The sequence below is a fragment of the Streptomyces sp. NPDC058620 genome (assembly GCF_042717135.1).
GTDB lineage: Bacteria > Actinomycetota > Actinomycetes > Streptomycetales > Streptomycetaceae > Streptomyces.
This window is the reverse complement of sequence record NZ_JBHXQO010000013.1, coordinates 79,509-98,705: the sequence shown is the minus strand read 5'-3', so window position 1 is coordinate 98,705 and position 19,197 is coordinate 79,509. Positions and strand designations below refer to the sequence as shown.

General features: G+C 71.7%; 12 protein-coding genes. 5 read left to right on the top strand and 7 right to left on the bottom strand.

Annotated elements, in window-relative coordinates:
• Positions 1–127: 127 nt before the first annotated feature.
• Entirely contained in the window at positions 128–2,710 is a 2,583-nt protein-coding gene (locus tag ACFWSK_RS15765; protein ID WP_383785569.1) for a bifunctional FO biosynthesis protein CofGH, read from the bottom strand.
• A 119-nt stretch (positions 2,711–2,829) separates the two neighbouring features.
• Here ACFWSK_RS15765 and ACFWSK_RS15760 point away from each other — a divergent pair, with 119 nt between their 5' ends.
• Complete coding sequence (locus ACFWSK_RS15760; RefSeq protein WP_383785768.1) at positions 2,830–3,522, top strand: HAD family hydrolase; 693 nt, start codon at positions 2,830–2,832, stop codon at positions 3,520–3,522.
• Between the two features lie 87 nt (positions 3,523–3,609).
• Here ACFWSK_RS15760 and ACFWSK_RS15755 read toward each other — a convergent pair whose 3' ends face one another.
• Together ACFWSK_RS15755 and ACFWSK_RS15750 are read right to left on the bottom strand one after the other, a co-directional pair.
• Entirely contained in the window at positions 3,610–6,825 is a 3,216-nt protein-coding gene (locus ACFWSK_RS15755; RefSeq protein ID WP_383785566.1) for a hypothetical protein, read from the bottom strand.
• A gap of 234 nt (positions 6,826–7,059) precedes the next feature.
• A complete protein-coding gene (locus ACFWSK_RS15750; RefSeq protein ID WP_383785564.1) occupies positions 7,060–7,791 on the bottom strand; it encodes a class I SAM-dependent methyltransferase in 732 nt (243 codons plus the stop codon).
• Positions 7,792–8,073: 282 nt separating this feature from the next.
• On the opposite strand from ACFWSK_RS15750, the gene ACFWSK_RS15745 reads away from it, so the two are divergent.
• Positions 8,074–8,922 carry a GNAT family N-acetyltransferase gene (locus ACFWSK_RS15745; protein WP_383785561.1) on the top strand — a complete coding sequence of 283 codons (849 nt, stop codon included), beginning with the start codon at positions 8,074–8,076 and terminating at the stop codon, positions 8,920–8,922.
• 20 nt (positions 8,923–8,942) lie between these two features.
• On the opposite strand, the gene ACFWSK_RS15740 is transcribed toward ACFWSK_RS15745, so the two are convergent.
• A complete protein-coding gene (locus ACFWSK_RS15740; protein ID WP_383785559.1) occupies positions 8,943–9,536 on the bottom strand; it encodes a TetR/AcrR family transcriptional regulator in 594 nt (197 codons plus the stop codon).
• Positions 9,537–9,598: 62 nt separating this feature from the next.
• On the opposite strand from ACFWSK_RS15740, the gene ACFWSK_RS15735 reads away from it, so the two are divergent.
• Positions 9,599–11,509, top strand: a complete 1,911-nt coding sequence (locus ACFWSK_RS15735; protein ID WP_383785765.1) for a protein kinase — start codon at positions 9,599–9,601, stop codon at positions 11,507–11,509.
• A gap of 137 nt (positions 11,510–11,646) precedes the next feature.
• On the opposite strand, the gene ACFWSK_RS15730 is transcribed toward ACFWSK_RS15735, so the two are convergent.
• Entirely contained in the window at positions 11,647–13,131 is a 1,485-nt protein-coding gene (locus ACFWSK_RS15730; RefSeq protein WP_383785557.1) for a peptidoglycan D,D-transpeptidase FtsI family protein, read from the bottom strand.
• A gap of 301 nt (positions 13,132–13,432) precedes the next feature.
• On the bottom strand, positions 13,433–14,278 hold the full coding sequence (locus tag ACFWSK_RS15725) for an LLM class F420-dependent oxidoreductase (RefSeq protein ID WP_383785553.1): 846 nt from the start codon (positions 14,276–14,278) through the stop codon (positions 13,433–13,435).
• A 201-nt stretch (positions 14,279–14,479) separates the two neighbouring features.
• Between ACFWSK_RS15725 and ACFWSK_RS15720 the strand changes: the two genes are divergently transcribed.
• On the top strand, positions 14,480–15,373 hold the full coding sequence (locus ACFWSK_RS15720) for a DUF4344 domain-containing metallopeptidase (protein ID WP_383785551.1): 894 nt from the start codon (positions 14,480–14,482) through the stop codon (positions 15,371–15,373).
• 55 nt (positions 15,374–15,428) lie between these two features.
• Here ACFWSK_RS15720 and ACFWSK_RS15715 read toward each other — a convergent pair whose 3' ends face one another.
• Positions 15,429–18,212, bottom strand: coding sequence for a GNAT family N-acetyltransferase (locus ACFWSK_RS15715; RefSeq protein ID WP_383785549.1), 2,784 nt, complete (start codon positions 18,210–18,212; stop codon positions 15,429–15,431).
• A 120-nt stretch (positions 18,213–18,332) separates the two neighbouring features.
• Here ACFWSK_RS15715 and ACFWSK_RS15710 point away from each other — a divergent pair, with 120 nt between their 5' ends.
• Complete coding sequence (locus ACFWSK_RS15710; RefSeq protein ID WP_383785545.1) at positions 18,333–19,064, top strand: siderophore-interacting protein; 732 nt, start codon at positions 18,333–18,335, stop codon at positions 19,062–19,064.
• The last annotated feature ends 133 nt before the right edge of the window (positions 19,065–19,197 follow it).

The following is a 19,197-nucleotide window of genomic DNA, read 5'->3' as shown; positions in this document are numbered from 1 at the left end:
CGGCCGCGCACTGAACCGGCCCGGCACAGAGCCGGCCACGCACCGAGCCGGCCGCGCCCCCGTGGAGGCGCCCCCGTGGAGGAGCCCCCGTGGAGGAGCCCCCGGCGAGCGCGCGGCCGGCCCGTCCTCAGCCCGGCAGGACCGGCAGCAGTTCCGGCAGGTGCCCGTCCGAAGCGGCGGCGGCCTCGACCCGCTCCTCGGGGACCTCCCCGTACAGCGTCGTACGCGGCTTCGCCGGACGGCCCGCGAGGTCGGCGATGGCGACGAGGTCCTGGACGGACCGGTACGAGCCGTAACCCGACCCCGCCATACGGGAGATGGTCTCCTCCATGAGGGTCCCGCCCACATCGTTGGCGCCCGAGCGCAGCATCTCCGCCGCGCCCTCCGTGCCGAGCTTCACCCAGCTGGTCTGGATGTTGGTGATGTGCGGGTGCAGGAGGAGCCGGGCCATCGCGGTGACCGCGCGGTTGTCGCGGTCGGTCGGGCCGGGGCGGGCGATACCCGCCAGATAGACGGGCGCGTTGGTGTGGATGAACGGCAGCGTCACGAACTCGGTGAAACCACCGGTCTCCTGCTGGAGGCCGGCCAGGGTCCGCAGATGGCCGAGCCAGTGGCGCGGCTGGTCGACATGCCCGTACATCATGGTCGAGGAGGAGCGCAGGCCCACCTCGTGGGCGGTCCTGATGACCTCAAGCCAGGTGGCCGTCGGCAGTTTGCCCTTGGTGAGGACCCAGCGGACCTCGTCGTCGAGGATCTCGGCGGCGGTGCCGGGGATCGAGTCCAGGCCGGCTTCCTTCGCGGCGGTCAGCCAGTCACGGATGGACAGGCCGGTGCGGGTGGCCCCGTTGACGACCTCCATCGGCGAGAAGGCGTGCACGTGAATGCCGGGGACGCGCTCCTTCACCGCCCGCGCGATGTCGAAGTAGGCCGTGCCGGGCAGGTCGGGGTGGATGCCGCCCTGCATGCAGACCTCGACCGCGCCGACGTCCCACGCCTGGGCGGCGCGGTCGGCCACCTGGTCGAGCGAGAGGGTGTACGCGTCGGCGTCCGTACGCCGCTGGGCGAAGGCGCAGAACCGGCAGCCGGTGTAGCAGACGTTGGTGAAGTTGATGTTCCGCGTGACGATGTACGTGATGTCGTCCCCGACCACGTCCCGGCGCAGCGTGTCCGCGATCCGGCACAGTTCGTCGAGTGCCTGGCCGTCCGCGTGCAGCAGTGCGAGCGCCTGGTCGTCGGTGAGCTTCGTCGGGTCGTCGGCGGCCTGGCCGAGTGCCTGGCGCACATCGCCGTCGATGCGGGAGGGCACCATGCCGGGGGCCGCCGCCTCACGGAGGGCTCCCCAGTCGCCGTACACCTCGTCGAAGTCGTTGCGCCGGTCGCCGGTGCGGCCCTCGGTGTCGATGGTGCGGTGCAGGTCGGTGCGGCCGGAGGCGTTGAAGCCCTCGTCGGGCTCCTGCCAGGGCAGCCCGGCCGGAATCGCCCCCTCCTTCGCGAGTCCCGTCTCCGGGTCGGCGAGGGCCCGTACGTGCGGGAGGAGCCGTGGGTCCAGCCACGGCTCCCCGCGCTGGATGAACTCCGGGTAGATGGTGAGGCGTTCACGGAGAACGAAGCCCGAATCGGCCGTCTTCGCGGCCAGTTCGTCGATGTGCGGCCAGGGCCGCTCGGGGTTCACATGGTCGGGGGTGAGCGGCGAGACACCGCCCCAGTCGTCGATCCCGGCACCGATGAGGAGGGCGTACTCGGCGTCGACGAGGTTCGGCGGGGCCTGGATGCGGGCGGACGGGCCGAGGATGTGGCGGGCCACGGCGATCGCCGCGGCCAGCTCCTCCAGCTCGGCGTCGGGCATGCCGCGCATCGCCGTGTCCGGCTTCGCGCGGAAGTTCTGCACGATGACTTCCTGGATGCCGTGGTAGGCGCGGGCCGTCTTGCGCAGCTCGAAGAGGGAGTCGGCACGCTCCTCGTACGACTCGCCGATCCCGATCAGGACGCCGGTGGTGAACGGGACGTTGGAACGGCCCGCGTCCTCCAGCACCCGCAGCCGTACGGCGGGCTCCTTGTCCGGGGAGCCGTGGTGCGGCCCGCCGGGCTCGGACCACAGGCGGGTCGCAGTCGTCTCCAGCATCATGCCCATGGACGGCGCGACGGGCTTGAGCCGCTGCAGATCGGTCCAGGTCAGGACGCCCGGGTTGAGGTGCGGGAGGAGACCCGTCTCCTCCAGGACCCGGATCGCCATCGCCCGTACGTACGCGAGCGTGTCGTCGTACCCCTCGGCCTCCAGCCACTCGCGCGCCTCCGGCCAGCGGTCCTCGGGGCGGTCCCCGAGGGTGAACAGCGCTTCCTTGCAGCCCATTTCGGCACCCTTGCGGGCGATGTCGAGGACCTCGTCGGGCGACAGGAACATGCCGTGCCCCTCGCGCCGCAGCTTTCCCGGCACGGTCACGAACGTGCAGTAGTGGCACTTGTCCCGGCACAGCCGCGTCAACGGGATGAAGACCTTGCGGGAGTACGTGATGACACCCGGCCGGCCCGCCGCGTCGAGCCCGGCGTCCCGCACCCGGGCGGCGGACCCGGCGAGGTCCGTCAGATCGTCGCCGCGCGCCTGGAGCAGCACGGCGGCCTCGGTCACATCGAGGGCGACGCCGTCCCGGGCGCGCCTGAGGGCGCGCCGCATGGCGTTGGTGGTCGGGCGTCCGCGCTGAGGATCGGTCATGAACCGAGCATACGAGCGAGGCGCCCGCCCCGGACCAGCACTCCGGCGGGTCGGACCACTCCCGCGCCCCTGGCGCCTGGACCGATATGCCCCGCTTGCCCCGTAGGCTCGGCCCGGTGATGGAAACGATCGTCTTCGGCATCGGCGAAACACTCATCCGCGACGACCGCTACTGGGCGTCCTGGGCCAACTGGCTGGGCATCCCGCCGCACACACTCAGCGCACTGGTCGGCGCCGCGGTCGTCCAGGGCGGCGAGGGCGCCGACGCGCTGCGGCTGCTGCGCCCCGGCATGGACGTCGCCGAGGCCGCGCACGCCCGCTCGGCGGCGGGCCGGGGCGAACACCTGGACGAGTCGGACCTCTACCCCGACGTCCGCCCCGCCCTCGCCGAACTACGTGCCCTGGGCCTCCGTGTCGTGATCGCGGGCAACCGGACGGCGCGCGCGGGCGAACTGCTGCGCGCCCTCGACCTGCCCGCTGACCTGGTCGTCACCTCGGAGGAGTGGGGCGTCGCCAAACCGGACCCGGACTTCTTCACCCACGTACTGCACGCCGCGGAAGCCGACCCCCGGGCCACCGTGTACGTGGGCGACCACCCGGCCAACGACCTGTTTCCGGCCAAGTCCATGGGCCTGCGCACGGCCCACATCCGCCGCGGTCCCTACGGCCACTGGTGGGCGGAACACCCGGACGTGACGGAGACGGCGGACTGGCACCTCACGTCCCTGACGGAACTCCCGTCCCTGCTCGGCAAACCCGCCACGGAGAAGGCCCCGCCCGCGGCCCCGGCACGGGCACTGCGGTCGGTGTAGGACCGCTCTCCGGTGTGCGCGGGCCCCCCAGACGCCGCGGGAGGGGCCCCCACCAGAGGTGAGGACCCCTCCCGCGAGGCAACACCGTCACCCGGCCACCACTCCGGTTGCCCTGCTGACCGCTGACCCACTCGCATGCCCTGCCCGGAACGCGGTCACCTTCACAGTGATCTTCTTCCCCCGCTGGGCAGTCGTCAGTGTCAAGGAGGACGTGGTCGCACCCGAGATCGCCGTGCCGTTCGCGTACCACCGGTAGGTGTACGAGCCGGGGGCCGGAAGCCACACTCCGGCCGCGGCGGTGAGCTTGGCGCCGGCCTTCGCCGTGCCCGTGATCCTCGGAGTGATGACGCTCCTGGGCGCCACACCCTGGGCGATCGTCACCGCCGCCGACGTACCTCGCGCGTCCGGCGTTCCGGTCCGGCGGGCCGTGACGGTGACGGTGACCTTCTTGCCGAGCAGAGAGGTGGGGACGGCGAAGTTCGCCGAAGTCGCCCCGGCCACCGCCGTACCGGCGGCGTACCACTGGTAGGCGTACGACGTCGGCGCCGACGACCAGGTACCGATGCTCGCGGCCAGGAAGCCACCGACCTTCGCGGAGCCCGTGATCACCGGAGGCGTACGGTTCATGAACGGGGCGGCGGTGACGGCGAACGTGCCCTTGCCGTACTCCCACCCGTTGTGGGTGATGACGCTGAGACTCCAGGTGCCGACGGCCACCCCGGTCAGATCAAGAACGGTCGTCAGCGTCTTCCGGTCGGCCGACACCGCAGTGGTGGTCGACTCGACGACCTTGCCGGCTTGATGGATCCGTACCTTGTCGTCCTCGTGCAGAGCCGTACCGCTGACCTGGACGGTGGCCCTGCTGCCGGTGGCCCCGGTGACCGGAGTCACCGAGCCGACGGTGACCTTCTCCACTCCGCAGCGGACGAACGTGCAGACCGCTTCGGCCTTGAAGGACGTCCTGGGGGCGGTCTCGGGGAGGGACAGCACCAAGATGCTCGGAGTGGCCGACGAGCCGTACGGCTCACTGATGTAGCACTCGTATCCGGACGGCATGGAGTCGAAGCAGCCGTTGTCGAGGCTCGGGTCGTAGAGCGCCGGGACCGCGGTCTCTGTGGCACCCGTGGTGTCGCTGATCTCCATGTCGAAGCGGTCGTTGTACGCCGTGGGCAGCGCCGCGCACACCGCGGTGTGCTGTTCGTCGAGCGTGCCGGTGACCGGCCCGTACCCGTAACTGACGTTGGCCACCTTCGCGCACTCGGCGGCCGGGCCGGCGGCAGTGGCGATGCGCAGGGCGTCGAAGCGGTACGCGGGAGCGGCCTTCAGACCCGCCCGTACGGTGACGAGGACCTGGTAGTGGGTGGAACCCGTCACCGCACACGCCGCGTTCCTGTTGCACAGGGCGTTGCCGTTGGCGCCGTAAGCCACGACGTTCGCGGTGCCCAGGGCGTCACGTACGTCGAGGTGCACGATGTCCTTCGCGTCGGCCGTCGTGACCTGGCGGCAGAGCAGCGTGCCCGGGGCGCCCATCGCACCACCCGTGGACGGACCGCCGACCTTGGTCGCCGGATTCGCCGTGCAGCCCTTCGCCGAGGCGGTGACGTCCCGGCGGGTCAGGGTGTAGGTGGCGGGGGTATCGCGTCCGGTGACGAGCACGGTGTGTGCGACCCTGGGGGCAAGTGCGCAAGTTGTCCAGGTGGAGAGGGTCGAGTAGGCGGTGCAGACCTGCTTGCCGTTCGCGTCCAGGACGGAGAATCCGGCGGTCGACGTCGTGCCGGGTGCCGCCTGTATCTGCAAGTTCTCCTGTGCGCTGTGGGCGTCGGCCGGGATGCTCAGGCAGTGCGAGAAGACGCCGTCGCCGGTGGAGAAACGGGCGTGGGCGCTGTTGGCGGAGAAATCGCCCGCCGGAATCGCGGGGCAGCCACTCGCCGCGTCCGTGCGGTGCAGAGCCAGGGTGTACGCGCCGGTGGGCTGCTGTTCGTCGTCGGTCGAGACCAGAACCCGGAAGGGCGCCGTGCCGCTGAGCTCGCAGGTGCCGGCCGAGAGAGCCTCCCGGTCGCACCGCTGCACACCGTCGGCGTCGACGACGGTCACGTCCGGCTGTGGCTGAGGGCCGTTGAGGGCCTTCAGCACGGCCATGCGGGCACCGGCCGGCAGCGGCAGGGAGAGGCAGTCGATCTCGCCGCCCACCGTGAACTCGGAGGTGTACAGGCCCATTCCGGCACCCACGCACCCGACCGAGGAAGCCCGGTCGATGATCAGAGTCGCGCGGTCCGTGAGGACCGTGTAGTCACCGGCCGCCGGGAGAGCGCAGCCCGACCACGTGGTGCAGACCGTCTTCCCGTCCCGGTCATACACGCCGAGCACGGTACGGCCGCTGGAGCCGACCCCGTACACGTCGTAGCGTCCGGGGGCCGGGGCGGTGAAGGTCTTGCAGCCGGTGGCCGAACTCGAAGCGGTGGGAGCGGAGTTGTAGGCGTTGAGCGGCACGCGCGCGCAGCCGACCGGGTCGGAGAGCCTGCGGACCTTGAGGGTGTACTCGGCGGGGTAGCCCCGCTCCGCGTAGCTGACCTGGGACAGGACCCGGTAGGGACCGTCACCGGGAAGAACGCACCCCTCGCTGTCGTCTTCGTTGAAGTGGGGGCAGATCCGCGCCCCGGTCTCGTCGGTGATCCAGGACCCGCTGTCGCCGGCCACGGTGGTCGAGATGTCGTGGGTGATGCGTTCCCCGGGCCGCGCGGAGAACGGCTGGCACTGGACGGCCGTGGGCCCGGCCGCCGATCCGGTGAGCGGGGCTCTGTCCCATGCGGTGCCGGTCTCGGGCGAGCATCCGTCCTCCGTGCGGAGGGGGGTGAGGGCAACGGTGGGCCTGCTCGGATCCGGCCAGTTGTTGTGCAGCCGGAGCGTGTACGCACCCTGACGGCCGAGGTCGCACCAGCCTGCGCCCCACTGGGGGGCGTAGCAGTTGATTTCGGCCTCGCCGTCGAAGACGGACGCGTAGGTGTTTTCGGTACCGCTTCCGCTCATGAGCAGGCGGTGCAGTCCGGGCTGCTCCACGGTGACGGTGAAGCACACGTCACCGTCGGCCGGAATGTCGACGGTGCCCTCTGCGGGGGCGGCTTCACCGAAGGATGACAGCGGAAGAGCCGAACATTCCTCGTCAGCCGTGACGGCGGCAGCCGTTCCCGTGGTGGACGCCTGAGCCGAACCCACGGGAAGCGACAAGGACAGCAATACCGACAGCGTGAGCAACAAGGCGGTGTACGCCGCGGTTCTCGCGGCCGTACACGACTGGTGTGGCATTCCGTTCCCCCCGGAGCGGTGAAGTGACTGGGATGCGCCGGAGCAGCCGCCAACAGCGGGCGGGCTCGATGGCACACAGGGGCACCGCTTGACATGTGTGTGACATGTAAGGAGCGCACGCGATGATCGCACACGTACTCCACAATGCGCCGTAACTATTCGGGTGCGTGAGCTGCGTTCGTGATGGAGGGGACCCTCTGCCGGGCCTTGTCGTACTGGGCATACGAGGCAGAACTATCCCCGACGGAACAGGCCCGTCCACAAGAACGACTCACCGAACAGCTGGGACTCGGGCGGCTCGTCGCGCATGCGGCGAAGTTCGATTTCCGTCAGGTCGGAGAAGATCCAGCGCAACGACTCCGCCGTGTACGCGAGTCCTCCCTCGAGGCCCGCCTCGCGGTAGAAGTCCTCGTCGGAGAGTTCCGAGCCCATGCCTCCCGCCGCGAAGCACGTGAGGGCGAGGTGGCCGCCGGGGGCGAGGACGCGGTCCAGGAGGGTGAGGTAGCTGATGCGGCGGTGGGGCGGCAGGTGGTGGAAGCAGCCTGAGTCGTGGACCAGGTCGTACGGCCCGGCGAGTTCCGTGGCCGTCAGCGCGAACGCGTCGCCGCAGTGGAACCTGACATCGGCCCCCGCCTCGTCCGCCCGCTCCCCGGCCCAGGCGATCGCCGCCGGGGACAGGTCGACGGCGTCCACCTCGTAGCCCAGGGCGGCCAGGTGGAGGGCGTTGCGGCCGGGGCCGCAGCCCAGGTCGAGGGCGCGGCCGCCCGGGGTGATCAGGCCGCGGTCGGCGTACGAGACCAGGTTCTCGTCCGGCTTCGCGACGAAGAACGGGACCGCCTTCGACCGGTCCGCGTAGAACCCGTCCCACCACGAGGCCCCGCCCGCCGTCCAGCGGTCGGCCTCCGGCGCGAACAGGCCGTCCAGGAGTCTCAGTACGTCGTCCACACTGCGTATGTTCCGGTCCATCAACTGCCCCTTTCCGAGGGGTGCATGGTATGCCGGAGAAGCGCGAAACCGCAGGTCAGAGGGCATGCGTGAACGTCGCCGGAGGTCGTCTGCGGGCTGTTGCGCAGGCGGGAGGTTCCGGGAGGGCCACGCGGCGGCCAGCGCCCGCCGTGCGCCCCCTCGGTGGCCGTCACGGGGTCGTCTCGGGCCGCGCGCGGCCCGGTTTCCGGAAGGATTGCGGGCTCGGTGTACCGCACGGCCCCCGATGAAGGTGCCGCACCGCGCCGTGATGGGATGCAGCGCATGACAGAGCCGTCGCTTCGCGCCCGTATAGAGCACTTTTACGCCACCGTGCCCCTGGTGTTCGCCGAGGCGGAGGCGTACGGGCCGTTGCGGCTGTTCGTACGGGGGCCGGCGGGTGCCCCGTACTACGGCGGGCCGAGTCATGCCCGGCCCACCGCCGCGGGGGCGGCCACCGTCACGGGCGCCGACATCGCACGCGTACGGGGCCGGCAGCGGGAGCTCGGCGTGCCGGAGGCGTTCGAGTGGCTGGATGAGGTGGCCCCCTCGATGCGCGGCCTGATCGAGGGAGCGGGTCTGCCCGTCCTGGAGCGCCCGCTGATGGTCCTCGACCCACACCACCCGCTGCCGCCACCGCCCTTGCCTGTCGGCGTCACGCTCCGCGCTCTGGACGCCGACGATCCGGCCCTGCCCGCCGCCCTGGCCCTCCCCCGCCTGGCCTTCGCCGACGCGGGTACGGCGGTGGGAAGCGCCGGGCGCGGAGAACTGGCTTTGGTGGCAGCAAAGTTGGTGGACGATGGCACGCTCGCGGCCGTCCGGCCGGTCCTCCGTGACGGTCACAAGGTCCTCGTGGCCGCTCTCGCAGCCGACGGGACTCCCCTCGCCGTGGGTCACTACCATCCGGCGGACGGCATCACCGAGATCGGCGGTATCGGGACCCTTCCCACAGCTCGCCGCCAGGGCCTGGGAGCGGCCGTCATGGCGGCCCTCGCCACCCACGCGCGCGACCACGGCGTGCACACCGTGTTCCTCGCCTACGCCGAGGACGCGGTCGCCCGCATCTACGCCCGTCTGGGCTTCCGCGCGGCCGGCACCACCCTGCTGATCGCCAACCAGCCCGCCCGCTCGTAAGGGTCCGGGGCGGGCACCCGTCACGGGGCCAGTGACCGCCAGATCCGCTCCGGCAGGATGCGCGCGGCCTCGTCGAGGTCGACGTCGTCGATGCCCGAGAGCCAGCGGCGGGCGACGGCGACGACCGGGCCGAGGACCAGGGACTCGATCAACGGGACCGGCAGCGAAGCGAGTTCGCCCGATTCGATGCGCGGCTGGAGCCACTGGGCGAAGGCCGACAACCGGGCCTCCTGGGCATCGCGGATCTCCTTGCCCTGGGCCATGGTGTGCTGGTCGGCCGTGGAGGAGTGCAGGAGCAGGGCGGCATCCCGGTGCTCCTGGACGAAGGCCAGATAGGTCCGCACGAGACCGTGGATGGCGGCACGCGTGGTGCGGGCCTCCTGCAGGGACATGAACAGTTCGCCCAGCAACCGGGTCAGCCAGCGGCTCATCAGCTCGGCCACGAGCCCGTCGATGCTGCCGAAGTGGTGGTACAGGCTGCCCAGGCTGACGCCGCTCGCCCTGGTGACCGCGCCCACCGTGATACCCCGCTCGCCCTCGGCACCGTAGAGGCGCAGCGCTGCGTCGAGGAGCAAGTCGGCCGTCACCGCGCCGCGTTGCTGTTTCGGGGTCATGGAGATCCTTACCGGTTCTAGAGTAGGTTTCTAGAAACTGATTCCAATTCTACGGGGTGGACGTGTTCGAGCTGGAGGGAAGCGGGGCCGAGCCCCTGGAGGCGGGGGACCCGCTCCGGATCGGATCGATTCCGCTGGCGGGGCGGCTCGGGGCCGGTGGCATGGGCCGGGTCTATCTCGGTGTCCACGAGGGCCGGTACGTGGCCGTCAAGCAACTGCTGTCCTCCGTCGTGGGCGAGGACGCCGACTTCCTGCGACGGTTCGGGCACGAGCTCGACAACCTGTCCCGGCTGCCCGTGGAGGCCACCGCACCGCTGCTCGCCGGCGACCGCACCGCGATGCCGCCGTGGTTCGCCACCGCGTACGTCCCCGGGCTCACCCTGCGACAGGCCGTCGAGCTGCACGGCGGGCCGTTGCCCGCCCGTGCGCTGTGGCTGCTGCTGCGGGAGACGGCGGCCGCCCTGGCGCCGGTGCACGCGCTGGACATGGTGCACCGGGACATCAAACCGTCCAACCTGATGCTCACCCTCGACGGGCTCACCCTCATCGACTTCGGCGTCGCCCGGGCCACCGAGCAGAGCCAGTTGACCCGAACCGGCATGGTGGTGGGCACGCCCGCGTACATGGCGCCCGAACAGGCTTCGGGATCACGGGGACTGAGCGGCGCCACCGACGTGTTCGCGCTGGCGTCGGCCCTCACGTACGCCGCGTGCGGCCGGCCGCCCTTCGGCGAGGACTCGGGCCACGGTGTGCTCTACCGCATCGTCCACGAACAGCCCGACCTGCGGCCCCTGCGGGAGCTGGACCCTGATCTCGCCGAGCTCGTCGCGAGCTGCCTCGACAAGGACCCCGACGGCCGTCCGACCGCCGCCGAACTCCTGGAGCACGCCGATCGGCAGGGGCCGTTCACCGGGCCACTGTGGCCCGCGGCCCTCACGGAGCGGCTGACCGAACGAGCCGTCTTCGCCGCGAGCACGCAGAAGATCGACACGCCGACCGTCCCGCTCGCGGGCAAAGGCCCGGAACCGGAGAAGGGCCCGGAACCGGAGAAGGGCCCCGAACCGGAGAGCCCCGAACCGGAGCGTAGGCCGGAGCAGCAGGCGGAGTCGAAGTCTGAACGCCCCGAGCGCCCCGAGCGCCGCCGCAAGCGCGCCTTCCTCGCCGTCGTCCCCGTCGTCGTCACCGTGGGCGGCACGACCCTCGCCCTCCAGCTCCTGCCGTACATCTCCTCGCCGGAGGCCACGGAGAAGATCAACCCGTCGGTCTCCGTCCCGGCACCGGCCGACCCCGCGTCGGCCTCGGGCGGGAGCCCTTCGGGCACGAAGTCACCGGCGAAGCCGCACGGCAAGGACAAGGCCGGGGACAAGGCCGCGGACGGGGACGGGGACACGGCAGGGGAGAACGGCGCGAAGAGCGACGGAGACCGGGAGCAGGGCGGCGGGGACGGCTCCCAGGCCGCGGCCGGCGGCACCGGGACCGACGCCGACGACCCGGCCGGGAACGACGGCTCCGACGGCAGCCCCGCCGACCCTGCTGGAGGCGGCGGTTCCGGCGGGGCCGCCGCCTCCGGCGCGGGCGGCGCGGGCCCGTCGTCGGCCGCCCCGCCGCCCTCCTCAGGCACCTACCGCTACCGCAACGGCGACAGTGACGGCTGCATCACCCAGACCTACGGCGGCTCGGATCTCGGCTCCTGCTCGGACTCGACCGCACGGTGGACCACGCGGAGCCGCTCGGACGGCAGCTTCAAGCTCGTCAACCAGCAGACCGGCCAGTGCCTGTACGCCAACATGCCCGGCCAGGCCGTCTTCGTGGGCGACTGCGCCCAGGAGGCCGGCCGGAACTGGCGGACCAGTTCGGGCGGCCGCCTCCTGAGCGTCTCCAACGGCGGCTGCCTCGACCTGGGCACGACCAGTTTCCTGGTGACGTCGAAGTGCGCCGGAGAGGCGTCACAGCGCTGGACACGGGAGAGCTAGTGCGGCGCCGGGCGGGGGGAAGGCCCGGCGCGGCACCTACCGGGGGGAAGACCTAGGGCGGCGCCGGGTGAGGGAGACCTTGTCAGCGCCATACGAGGGAGGCCCTGGGGCATCGCTGGGGAAGTAGGCCGGGGGGCCTACTTCCCCAGCACCGCCTTCATGACGTTCTTCGCGATCGGGGCGCCGAGCCCACCACCCGAGATGTCCTCGCGGGAGATGTCCATCGCCGTCGGGTCGATGAAGACCGCGACCGCGACCGACTGGCCGTCGGCCTTCTTGCCGTACGAGACGAACCAGCCGTACGGGACTTCCTTGCGCACGTCCACGCCCCGCTGGGCGGTGCCGGTCTTGCCACCGACCGTCACGCCGTCGATGAGGGCCTTCTGCGCGCTGCCTTCCTTGGCGGTGAACTCCATCATCTCCTGGACCTTCTTGGCGGTCTCCTCGGAGACCGCCTGGCTCATGAGCTGCGGCTCGTTCTGCTCCAGGGAGGAGAGGTCGGGGCCACGGAGTTCGTCGACGATGTACGGCTGCATCAGCCTGCCGTTGTTGGCCATGGCCGCCGTGACCATCGCCATCTGCATCGGGGTACTGGTGAGGGAGCCCTGACCCATACCGGTCAGCGCGGTGCCGGGCTTGTCCAGTTCCTCCGGGTAAAGGCTCTTCGTGGCGAGCATGTCGCCGAAGTCCTCCGAGTACACGTCGGCGTTGAAGCCGAACTTCTCCGCCGTCTCACGCATCTTGTCGTCGCCCAGCTTGGCCGCCACGTCGAGGAAGACGTTGTTGCAGGAGTACTGCATGGCCGTCTTCAGGGACGCCTTGTTGCAGGCCGCGTCGCCCGCCTCGCTGCTGATCTTGTTCGTGGAGAGCGGAAGGGGATACGGGGAGACCGCGTCGGTCTTGGCATCGACGTCCGAGACGACGCCGTGCTCCAGGGCCGCGGCGGCCGTCAGGATCTTGAAGGTCGAGCCGGGCGGGAAGGTCTCGCGCAGGGGACGGTTGGCGAGCGGCTTGCTCTTGTCCTTCACGAGCGCCTGGAACTTGTCCCCCTCCTTGAAGGAGTTGCCGGCGAAGACGGCGGGGTCGTACGAGGGGGTGGAGGCGAGCGCGAGGACCTTGCCGGTGGCCGGGTCGAGGGCGACGACCGCGCCGCGGGCGTCGATGTCGGTCAGCCCCTTGTACGCGGCCTCCTGCGCCTTCGGGTCGATGGTCGTGATCACATCGCCGCCGCGCCGCTGCTCACCCATGAGGATGTCCTTGGCGTGCCGGAAGGCGAACCGCTCGTCCTGGCCGCTGAGCACCTGGTCGTACGTCTTCTCCAGGAGCGACATGCCCTGCGCCTGGGAGGCGTAGCCGGTGATCGGCGCGTACATCGGCCCGTTCCTGAAGGTGCGCTTGTACTTGAATTCGGCGCCGGACACGGCCTTCGAGTCGGTCACCGCCTTGCCGCCGACGATGATGTCACCGCGCGGGGTGGCGAACTGCGTGATCTTGACGCGCCGGTTGTGCTCGTGGTTCGCGAGCTCCTCGCGCTCGGCGAACTGCAGCCAGTTCGAGCGCAGCAGCAGGGCAAGCATCAACAGCCCGCAGAAGATGGCGATGTGCCGCAGCGGCCTGTTCATGGCTCCCCCAACTCCCAGGCGGCCGCACTCGTCGGTGGAGGCGGTCCGCGCTTCGATCTCCAGTGTTGAAGGATGCCACTACGGCTCACCCGGTTGCAGCGGGAGGGGTTCGCCCGGTCATGGGATACCAGTCTTTGTCCGCCTATGACCGCACTCACAAGGGCAAGATTTGGTCCGGTCCCTGTCACGTACGTTCCTCCGGTGCCCCTGACACCGGCGCACCCCCACGAACGAACCGAGTGAAGGAGGGCAGGGGCCGGACCCGCGGATGTGGTCGGGCCCCTGCCACGTCCACCGGTCCCTACAGGTGCGCCGCGTAGGCGTCCAGCACCCGCAGCACCCCCGGCGCGGGCTCCGGGGGAAGCTGGAGGACGACCTCCTCGATGCCCAGATCCGCGTAGTGCGCCAGCTTCCCCGGGCTCGGGAGGACCGCGTACGGCACGACCTGGAGATGCCGCGGGTCCCGGCCCGCCGCCTCCCACACCCTCCGCAGCTCCGGTACGGACTCCGAGAGACCGCGCCCGCCGATCGGCAGCCAGCCGTCCGCGGACTCCGCGATCTGCGCGAACAGCTTCGGGCCCGCGGCGCCGCCGATCAGGGTGCGCGGCCCGGTCACCGGGCCGCGCGGCTTCTGCACCGGCTTCGGATACGCCAGGCTCGCCCGCACCGAGCAGAACTCACCCTCGTACGCCGTCGGCTCGTCCGCCCACAGTGCCCGCATCAGAGCCAGCCGGTCACGGCCGAGTGCCCGTCGCGTCGACCAGGCGACCCCGTGGTCGGCGGCCTCCTCGACGTTCCAGCCGAAGCCGAGGCCGAGGGTGAAGCGGCCACCGGAGAGATGGTCGAGCGTGGCGATCTGCTTGGCCAGGTCGATCGGGTCGTGCTGGGCGATCAGCGTGATGCCGGTGCCGAGCGCGAGGCGTTCCGTCACCGCCGCCGCCTGACCGAGGGCGACGAAGGGGTCCAGGGTCCTGCCGTACTCGGGAGGCAGCTCGCCGCCCGCCGGATAGGGGGAGTCCCTGCTCACCGGAATGTGGGTGTGCTCGGGCAGATAGAGCCCGGCGAAACCCCGTTGTTCCAGTTCACGCGCGAGCGCGACCGGCGTGATCGTCTCATCGGTGAGGAAGATCGTTGTGGCGAGCCGCATACGAGGGCACCTCCGTCGTCGACCGGTGGGGCTCAAACGTATGCCGTCGGGCCCGCGAATCCGAGCCCTGCGCGATACCCGGACCCGGTGCTCCCAGACGCCGGGCGCTCACCCGAACGGCCCCCGAAGGGTGGCCCTCCCCGGCGGTGTCCCGGAGCGTCGTGGAGGGACCGATCGCCGATCGTGAGGGGCTGAGTTTCGATGCGAACCCGGGCACGGACCTGGAACGGCACGTGGAGCGGGGCACCGGCCGGAGCGCGGGCGGTGCGGCGGGCGGCCGGAGCGGCCGTGCTGGCCGCCGTCCTGGGGCTGACATCGGCGGGCTGCTCGTCGGACGGGGCCCAGGGCGGCGGCAGCCGCGCCGAACCCTCCGCGGCCGTCGAGGCGGCCCGTGCGAGGGCCCCCTCCCCGGCGGGGAAGGGCCAACTGGTCGCCTCCTACACCGAGGGGCTGACGGCGGCCGACCGGCAGACGGAGGCGTTCCTCCGGCAGAACAAGGCCCTGGAAGCCATCGCCGCCTATGTGAACCGCCGCATCGCTCTCCCCTACAACGTGCCCGTCGACGCGAAGAGCTGCGGCACGACCGACGCGTACTGGGACCCGGCGACGAGGGCCATCACGTTCTGCTACGAGTTCCTGGAGCGGATCGAACCTGCCTTCACGTCGTCCTCGGACCCCGGTCTCGTCGCCCTGACCCAGGGTGTCGTCGTGCACGAGCTGGGCCATGGACTGATCGCGATCAACGGCCTGCCGGTCGACGGGGACGAGGAGGAGGCCGTGGACCAGCTCTCCGCCGTGCTCCTCACCACCGGCGACGACGACAAGAAGTTCGTCAGCGGCATCGTGGAGGCGTGGGCGGTGATGGCCGGCCAGGACGCGAAGAGCGATACCCGCACGGCCTTCGCCGAGGACCACGCCGTGAACAGCGCGCAGTCCACCGCGTGGGCCTGCTGGGTGTACGGCTCCGACCCCGACGGGTACCAGGACCTGGTCGGCCCGGACGTCCTTCCCGAGAAGCGTGCCAAGGGCTGCGAGAAGGAGTACGAGAAGGTGGCGAACACCTGGGGCAAGGCACTCGAGCCGTATCTGAAGTGACCTCGCCCCGGGGCCGGAGGGCTTGGTGCCGGCCCTCCGGCGGACCACCGGGAGACTAGACGGCGGCCGGTCTCCGCAGGAACGCGAGCCTCGCCCGCTTCTCCGGCTTCTCGATCTCCGGGCCGAGCTCGAAGCCCGCCCTGACCATCCGGGCGACCGCCCGCTCGTTGCGCGCGTCGGGCTCGACGACGATCCGCAGGTTCGCCGGGTCGCGGAAGACGTAGCCGATGAGCACGGAGAGCAGCCGGCCGGTGAACCCGCGCTCGGTGCTGTCGCCCGGGCCTATGAGGAGGTGGACGCCGAAGTCGCCGGGCAGCACCTCGTAGCACTCGCCGAGCGGGTCCTCCGCCGGGTCGTACGTCTGGAAGATCGCGACCGGGACGCCGTCCCGGAGCGCCAGATAGCCGTGGTGCGTCGTCAGCGAGTCCAGGAAGGTGTACGCCTCCAGGACCTCTTCCCGGCTCGACTCGCTCATGCCCCAGAAGCGGGCCCGCTCCTCGGAGACCCAGCTGTGGATCAGGTCGAGGTCGGCGGCCGGGTCGATGGCCACGAGGCGCACGGTCCCGAGACCGTCGGCCTCCCGCTCGTACACGGTCTCGCGCTGGGCGGGGAGGGTAGCGCGGGCGGCTGCGGTCACTTCGGTTGTCTCCTCGGATCGGTCGCGGTGCAGCAGATCGGGTCGGTCGCGGTGCAGCAGATTCCAGTCGGTGACCACGGGGGCGAGCTCACCCCTGGTCCACAGCGGGAGTTGATCACGGTGGTGGGCGTCGCCGGGTATTCCGGACGCGCCGAAGGGGGTCACCCACAGACTGTCCTCGCGGCGCGCGAGGTCCCATACGTAGCGGGCGGCCGGACCGCGGGCGCTGCGGTCGGTGATGCCGGGGACGCTGGAGGTGGACAGCACGCAGTCGTGGTCGCCCGCCAGTCCCGGCCGGCTCGCCTCCGGGTCGGTGTCGGTGCCCGGCCATGCCTGCCAGGGGGCGAGGCGGTGCACCTCGCCCCAGGGGAGGGGCGGGTTCCCGTCGTCGTACCGGGCCGCGACGGCCTCCACGGCTTCGGTCACCGCCGCCAGCCGGTCCCGGTACGGGAAGAGTTCGTGACCGAGCAGCGTCTCCAGGGCATACCCGACCCTCGGCACCGCGGCGAGCCAGGGGTGGAACAGCTCGGGGTGGGCGGTACTGCGGACGGGGTCGGCGGCGCCCGTCACGGCGGCGAGGGCGGGATGGGCCGCCAGGCGGTGGACGACCTCCGCGCGCAGCGCCGAGTACAGGGTGGCGTCCGTGCTGTCGGCGTCCATGTGCCGGTCCCAGCGCAGCAGCCGGCCGCGCAGTTCCGCAGCCGCGGGGCCGAGCTCCGCGGTCTCGGCCAGCAGACCCAGCAGGGGCCGTGCCGAGTCGAGACGGGTGTCGGTGTGGATGCCCGCCATGCCCTTGACGGTCCAGCGCTCGTCCCCGTCGAGCAGTTCGCGTATGCGCCCGGCCCGGTGCACGGGTGCGAACTCGACGCCGAGCGGGGCGGCGAGCCCGCGCTCGTTGGCCATGACCGCCGTTCCGGTGGCATCGGCCCCGGACCCGGTGCGCGGCATGGGCGAGTAACGGCCGCGCCAGGCGTACGCGGGGTCGTGGGCGGGGACGACCCGCAGCTGGTTGGCGCGCGGTCGCAGCGGTACGTATCCGGCGACGCGGTGCAGGGTCGCGCCGGTCGTGTCGGCGGCGAGGACGACGTTGACGGGTTCGACCCAGCCGTCGAGCGCGGCGTCGAGGTCGGCGACGGTACGGGCCCGGAGGAGCGCGGGCAGCACCTCGAAGCCGAGCTCGCCGGTGACGCGGGGCGGGTAGCGGAGGCTGAGGGAGGGGGCGGGAGCGGTGGCCCCGGTGCTCGGGGCGCCCGCCCCGGCTTCCGTGTCCGGCCCGCCGACGATCACCGGGCCGCGTGCGGTCTCGACGATCTCGACCGCCACCGGTTCGCCGCCCGACACGGCGATCGTCTCGGTGTGCGCGGCGGCCGTCTCCCAGCCGTCGGGGCCGAGCGCCTCGACGCCGCCGTCCTCCGTACGCCGCAACCGCTCCCGGTACAGGTCCTGGTAGTCGGCCATGGCGTTGGTGATGGCCCAGGCGACGCCGCCCGTGTGGCCGAAGTGCGCGAGGCCGGGGACGCCGGGGACGGCGAGGCCCACCACGTCGAACTCGGGGCAGGCCAGGCGGATCTGCTGGTAGACCCCGGGGGCCTCGATGAAGCGGTGCGGGTCGCCCGCGATGAGGGGGGCGCCGGTGACGGTGCGCTCCCCGGTGAGGAGCCAGCCGTTGCTGCCGGAGGTGCCGGGCCCGTCGGTGGCGAAGAGGGTGATCGCGTCGTCGCCGAGCCTTCGGGCGACCTCTTCACGCCAAAGTTTCGTGGGGAAGCCGGCGAACAGGATGTGGGTGGAGAGCCAGACGCCGAGCGGGGTCCACGGCTGCCACCGGCCGGGAGCGATCCCCGCGGCCGCGAACTCCGGCGTGGCGCGGGCACCTTCACCGAGTCCGGCGTTGACTCCGTCGACGTAGGCGGCCACCCAGGCGGCCGTCTCCGGGTCGAGCCGGCCGAAGCAGCGGCGGGCGGTGTCCTCCAGCCGGGCCTGGCGGGCGAACCGGTCCCAGGCGAGGGCCTCCTCGCCGAGGAACGCGGCCGTGGTGCCCTGGAGCCGGTGCCGCTCGGTCTCCAGCTGCCAGGCGCGGTCGGCCGCCGCGTTGTGGCCCTGTGCGCGGGCGAGCGCGAGCGCGCTGTCCGCCCGCAGATGGGGTATCCCCCAGTCGTCTCTGAAGACCTCGAAGCCGGACTCCCCGGCCGTTGATCCGCCCACGGTCCCATCCCCACTTTCGAGTGCCGCTTTCCGGCACTTTTCAGCCACTCCCCAGCCCCCGTAATTTAGGTTAGCCTAACCTAAAAGGTTTTTGGGGCAGGGGCAGGGAAGGGAGCAGTCGTGGGTCATGGCTGGGAGGGCGTCGTCCTCAAGCTGATGCGGGGGCGCGATTTCACGTTCACCGTCACCGGGGCCGAGCAGGTCACCGAGGACTTCCGCCGGGTGCACATGAAGGACGGCGGGCTGCTCGCCGCGACCGGCGGCGCACACCCCACGATGTGGGTGCGCATCTGGTTCGAGGAGGCCGGAAAGCCTCACCAGCGCGCCTACACCCTGGTCGACCCGGACCCGGCCGCCGGAACGTTCAGCCTGGAGTTCGCGCTCCACGACGGCGCCGCGAGCGACTGGGCCCGTACCGCCAAGCCGGGGGACACCGTCGACGCGACCCTCCAGGGCACCGGTTTCACCCTGCCGGAGCCCGGCCCCGCCCGGCTCTTCGTGATCGGTGACGCCGCCTCGCTCCCGGCGATCAACTCACTGCTGGACGCGATCCCGCGGACCCCGGCGACGATCTGGTTCGAGACGACGCACGCCTCGGACGAGAAGCTGCCGTTCCGCCTGGACCCGGCCCACCACACGCTGCACCAGGTCCCCCGCCGCGAGGCGGGCGCGCACCTGGTGGCCGAGGTGAAGGCGGCCCTGCCGGGCCTGCTGGGCGACGACCCGTCCGACGCGTACGTCTGGATCGCCTGCGACACGGCGACGACCAGGTCCCTGTCCGCGTACGCACGGAAGGACCTGGCCGTCCCCAAGGACCGTGTGAACGCCCTGGGTTACTGGCGCGCGACCTGAGCCCTGCCGGGCCGGCGGACGCCGGGCCGAGGGGGGGCCGGGGGGCCGCCCGGCGGCCCGGCCGGGGGGGGGCGGGGCCGGCCCCCCCCCCCCGGGGGGGCCCGGGGGGGGGGGGTTTGAAAAAGTGAGCGGG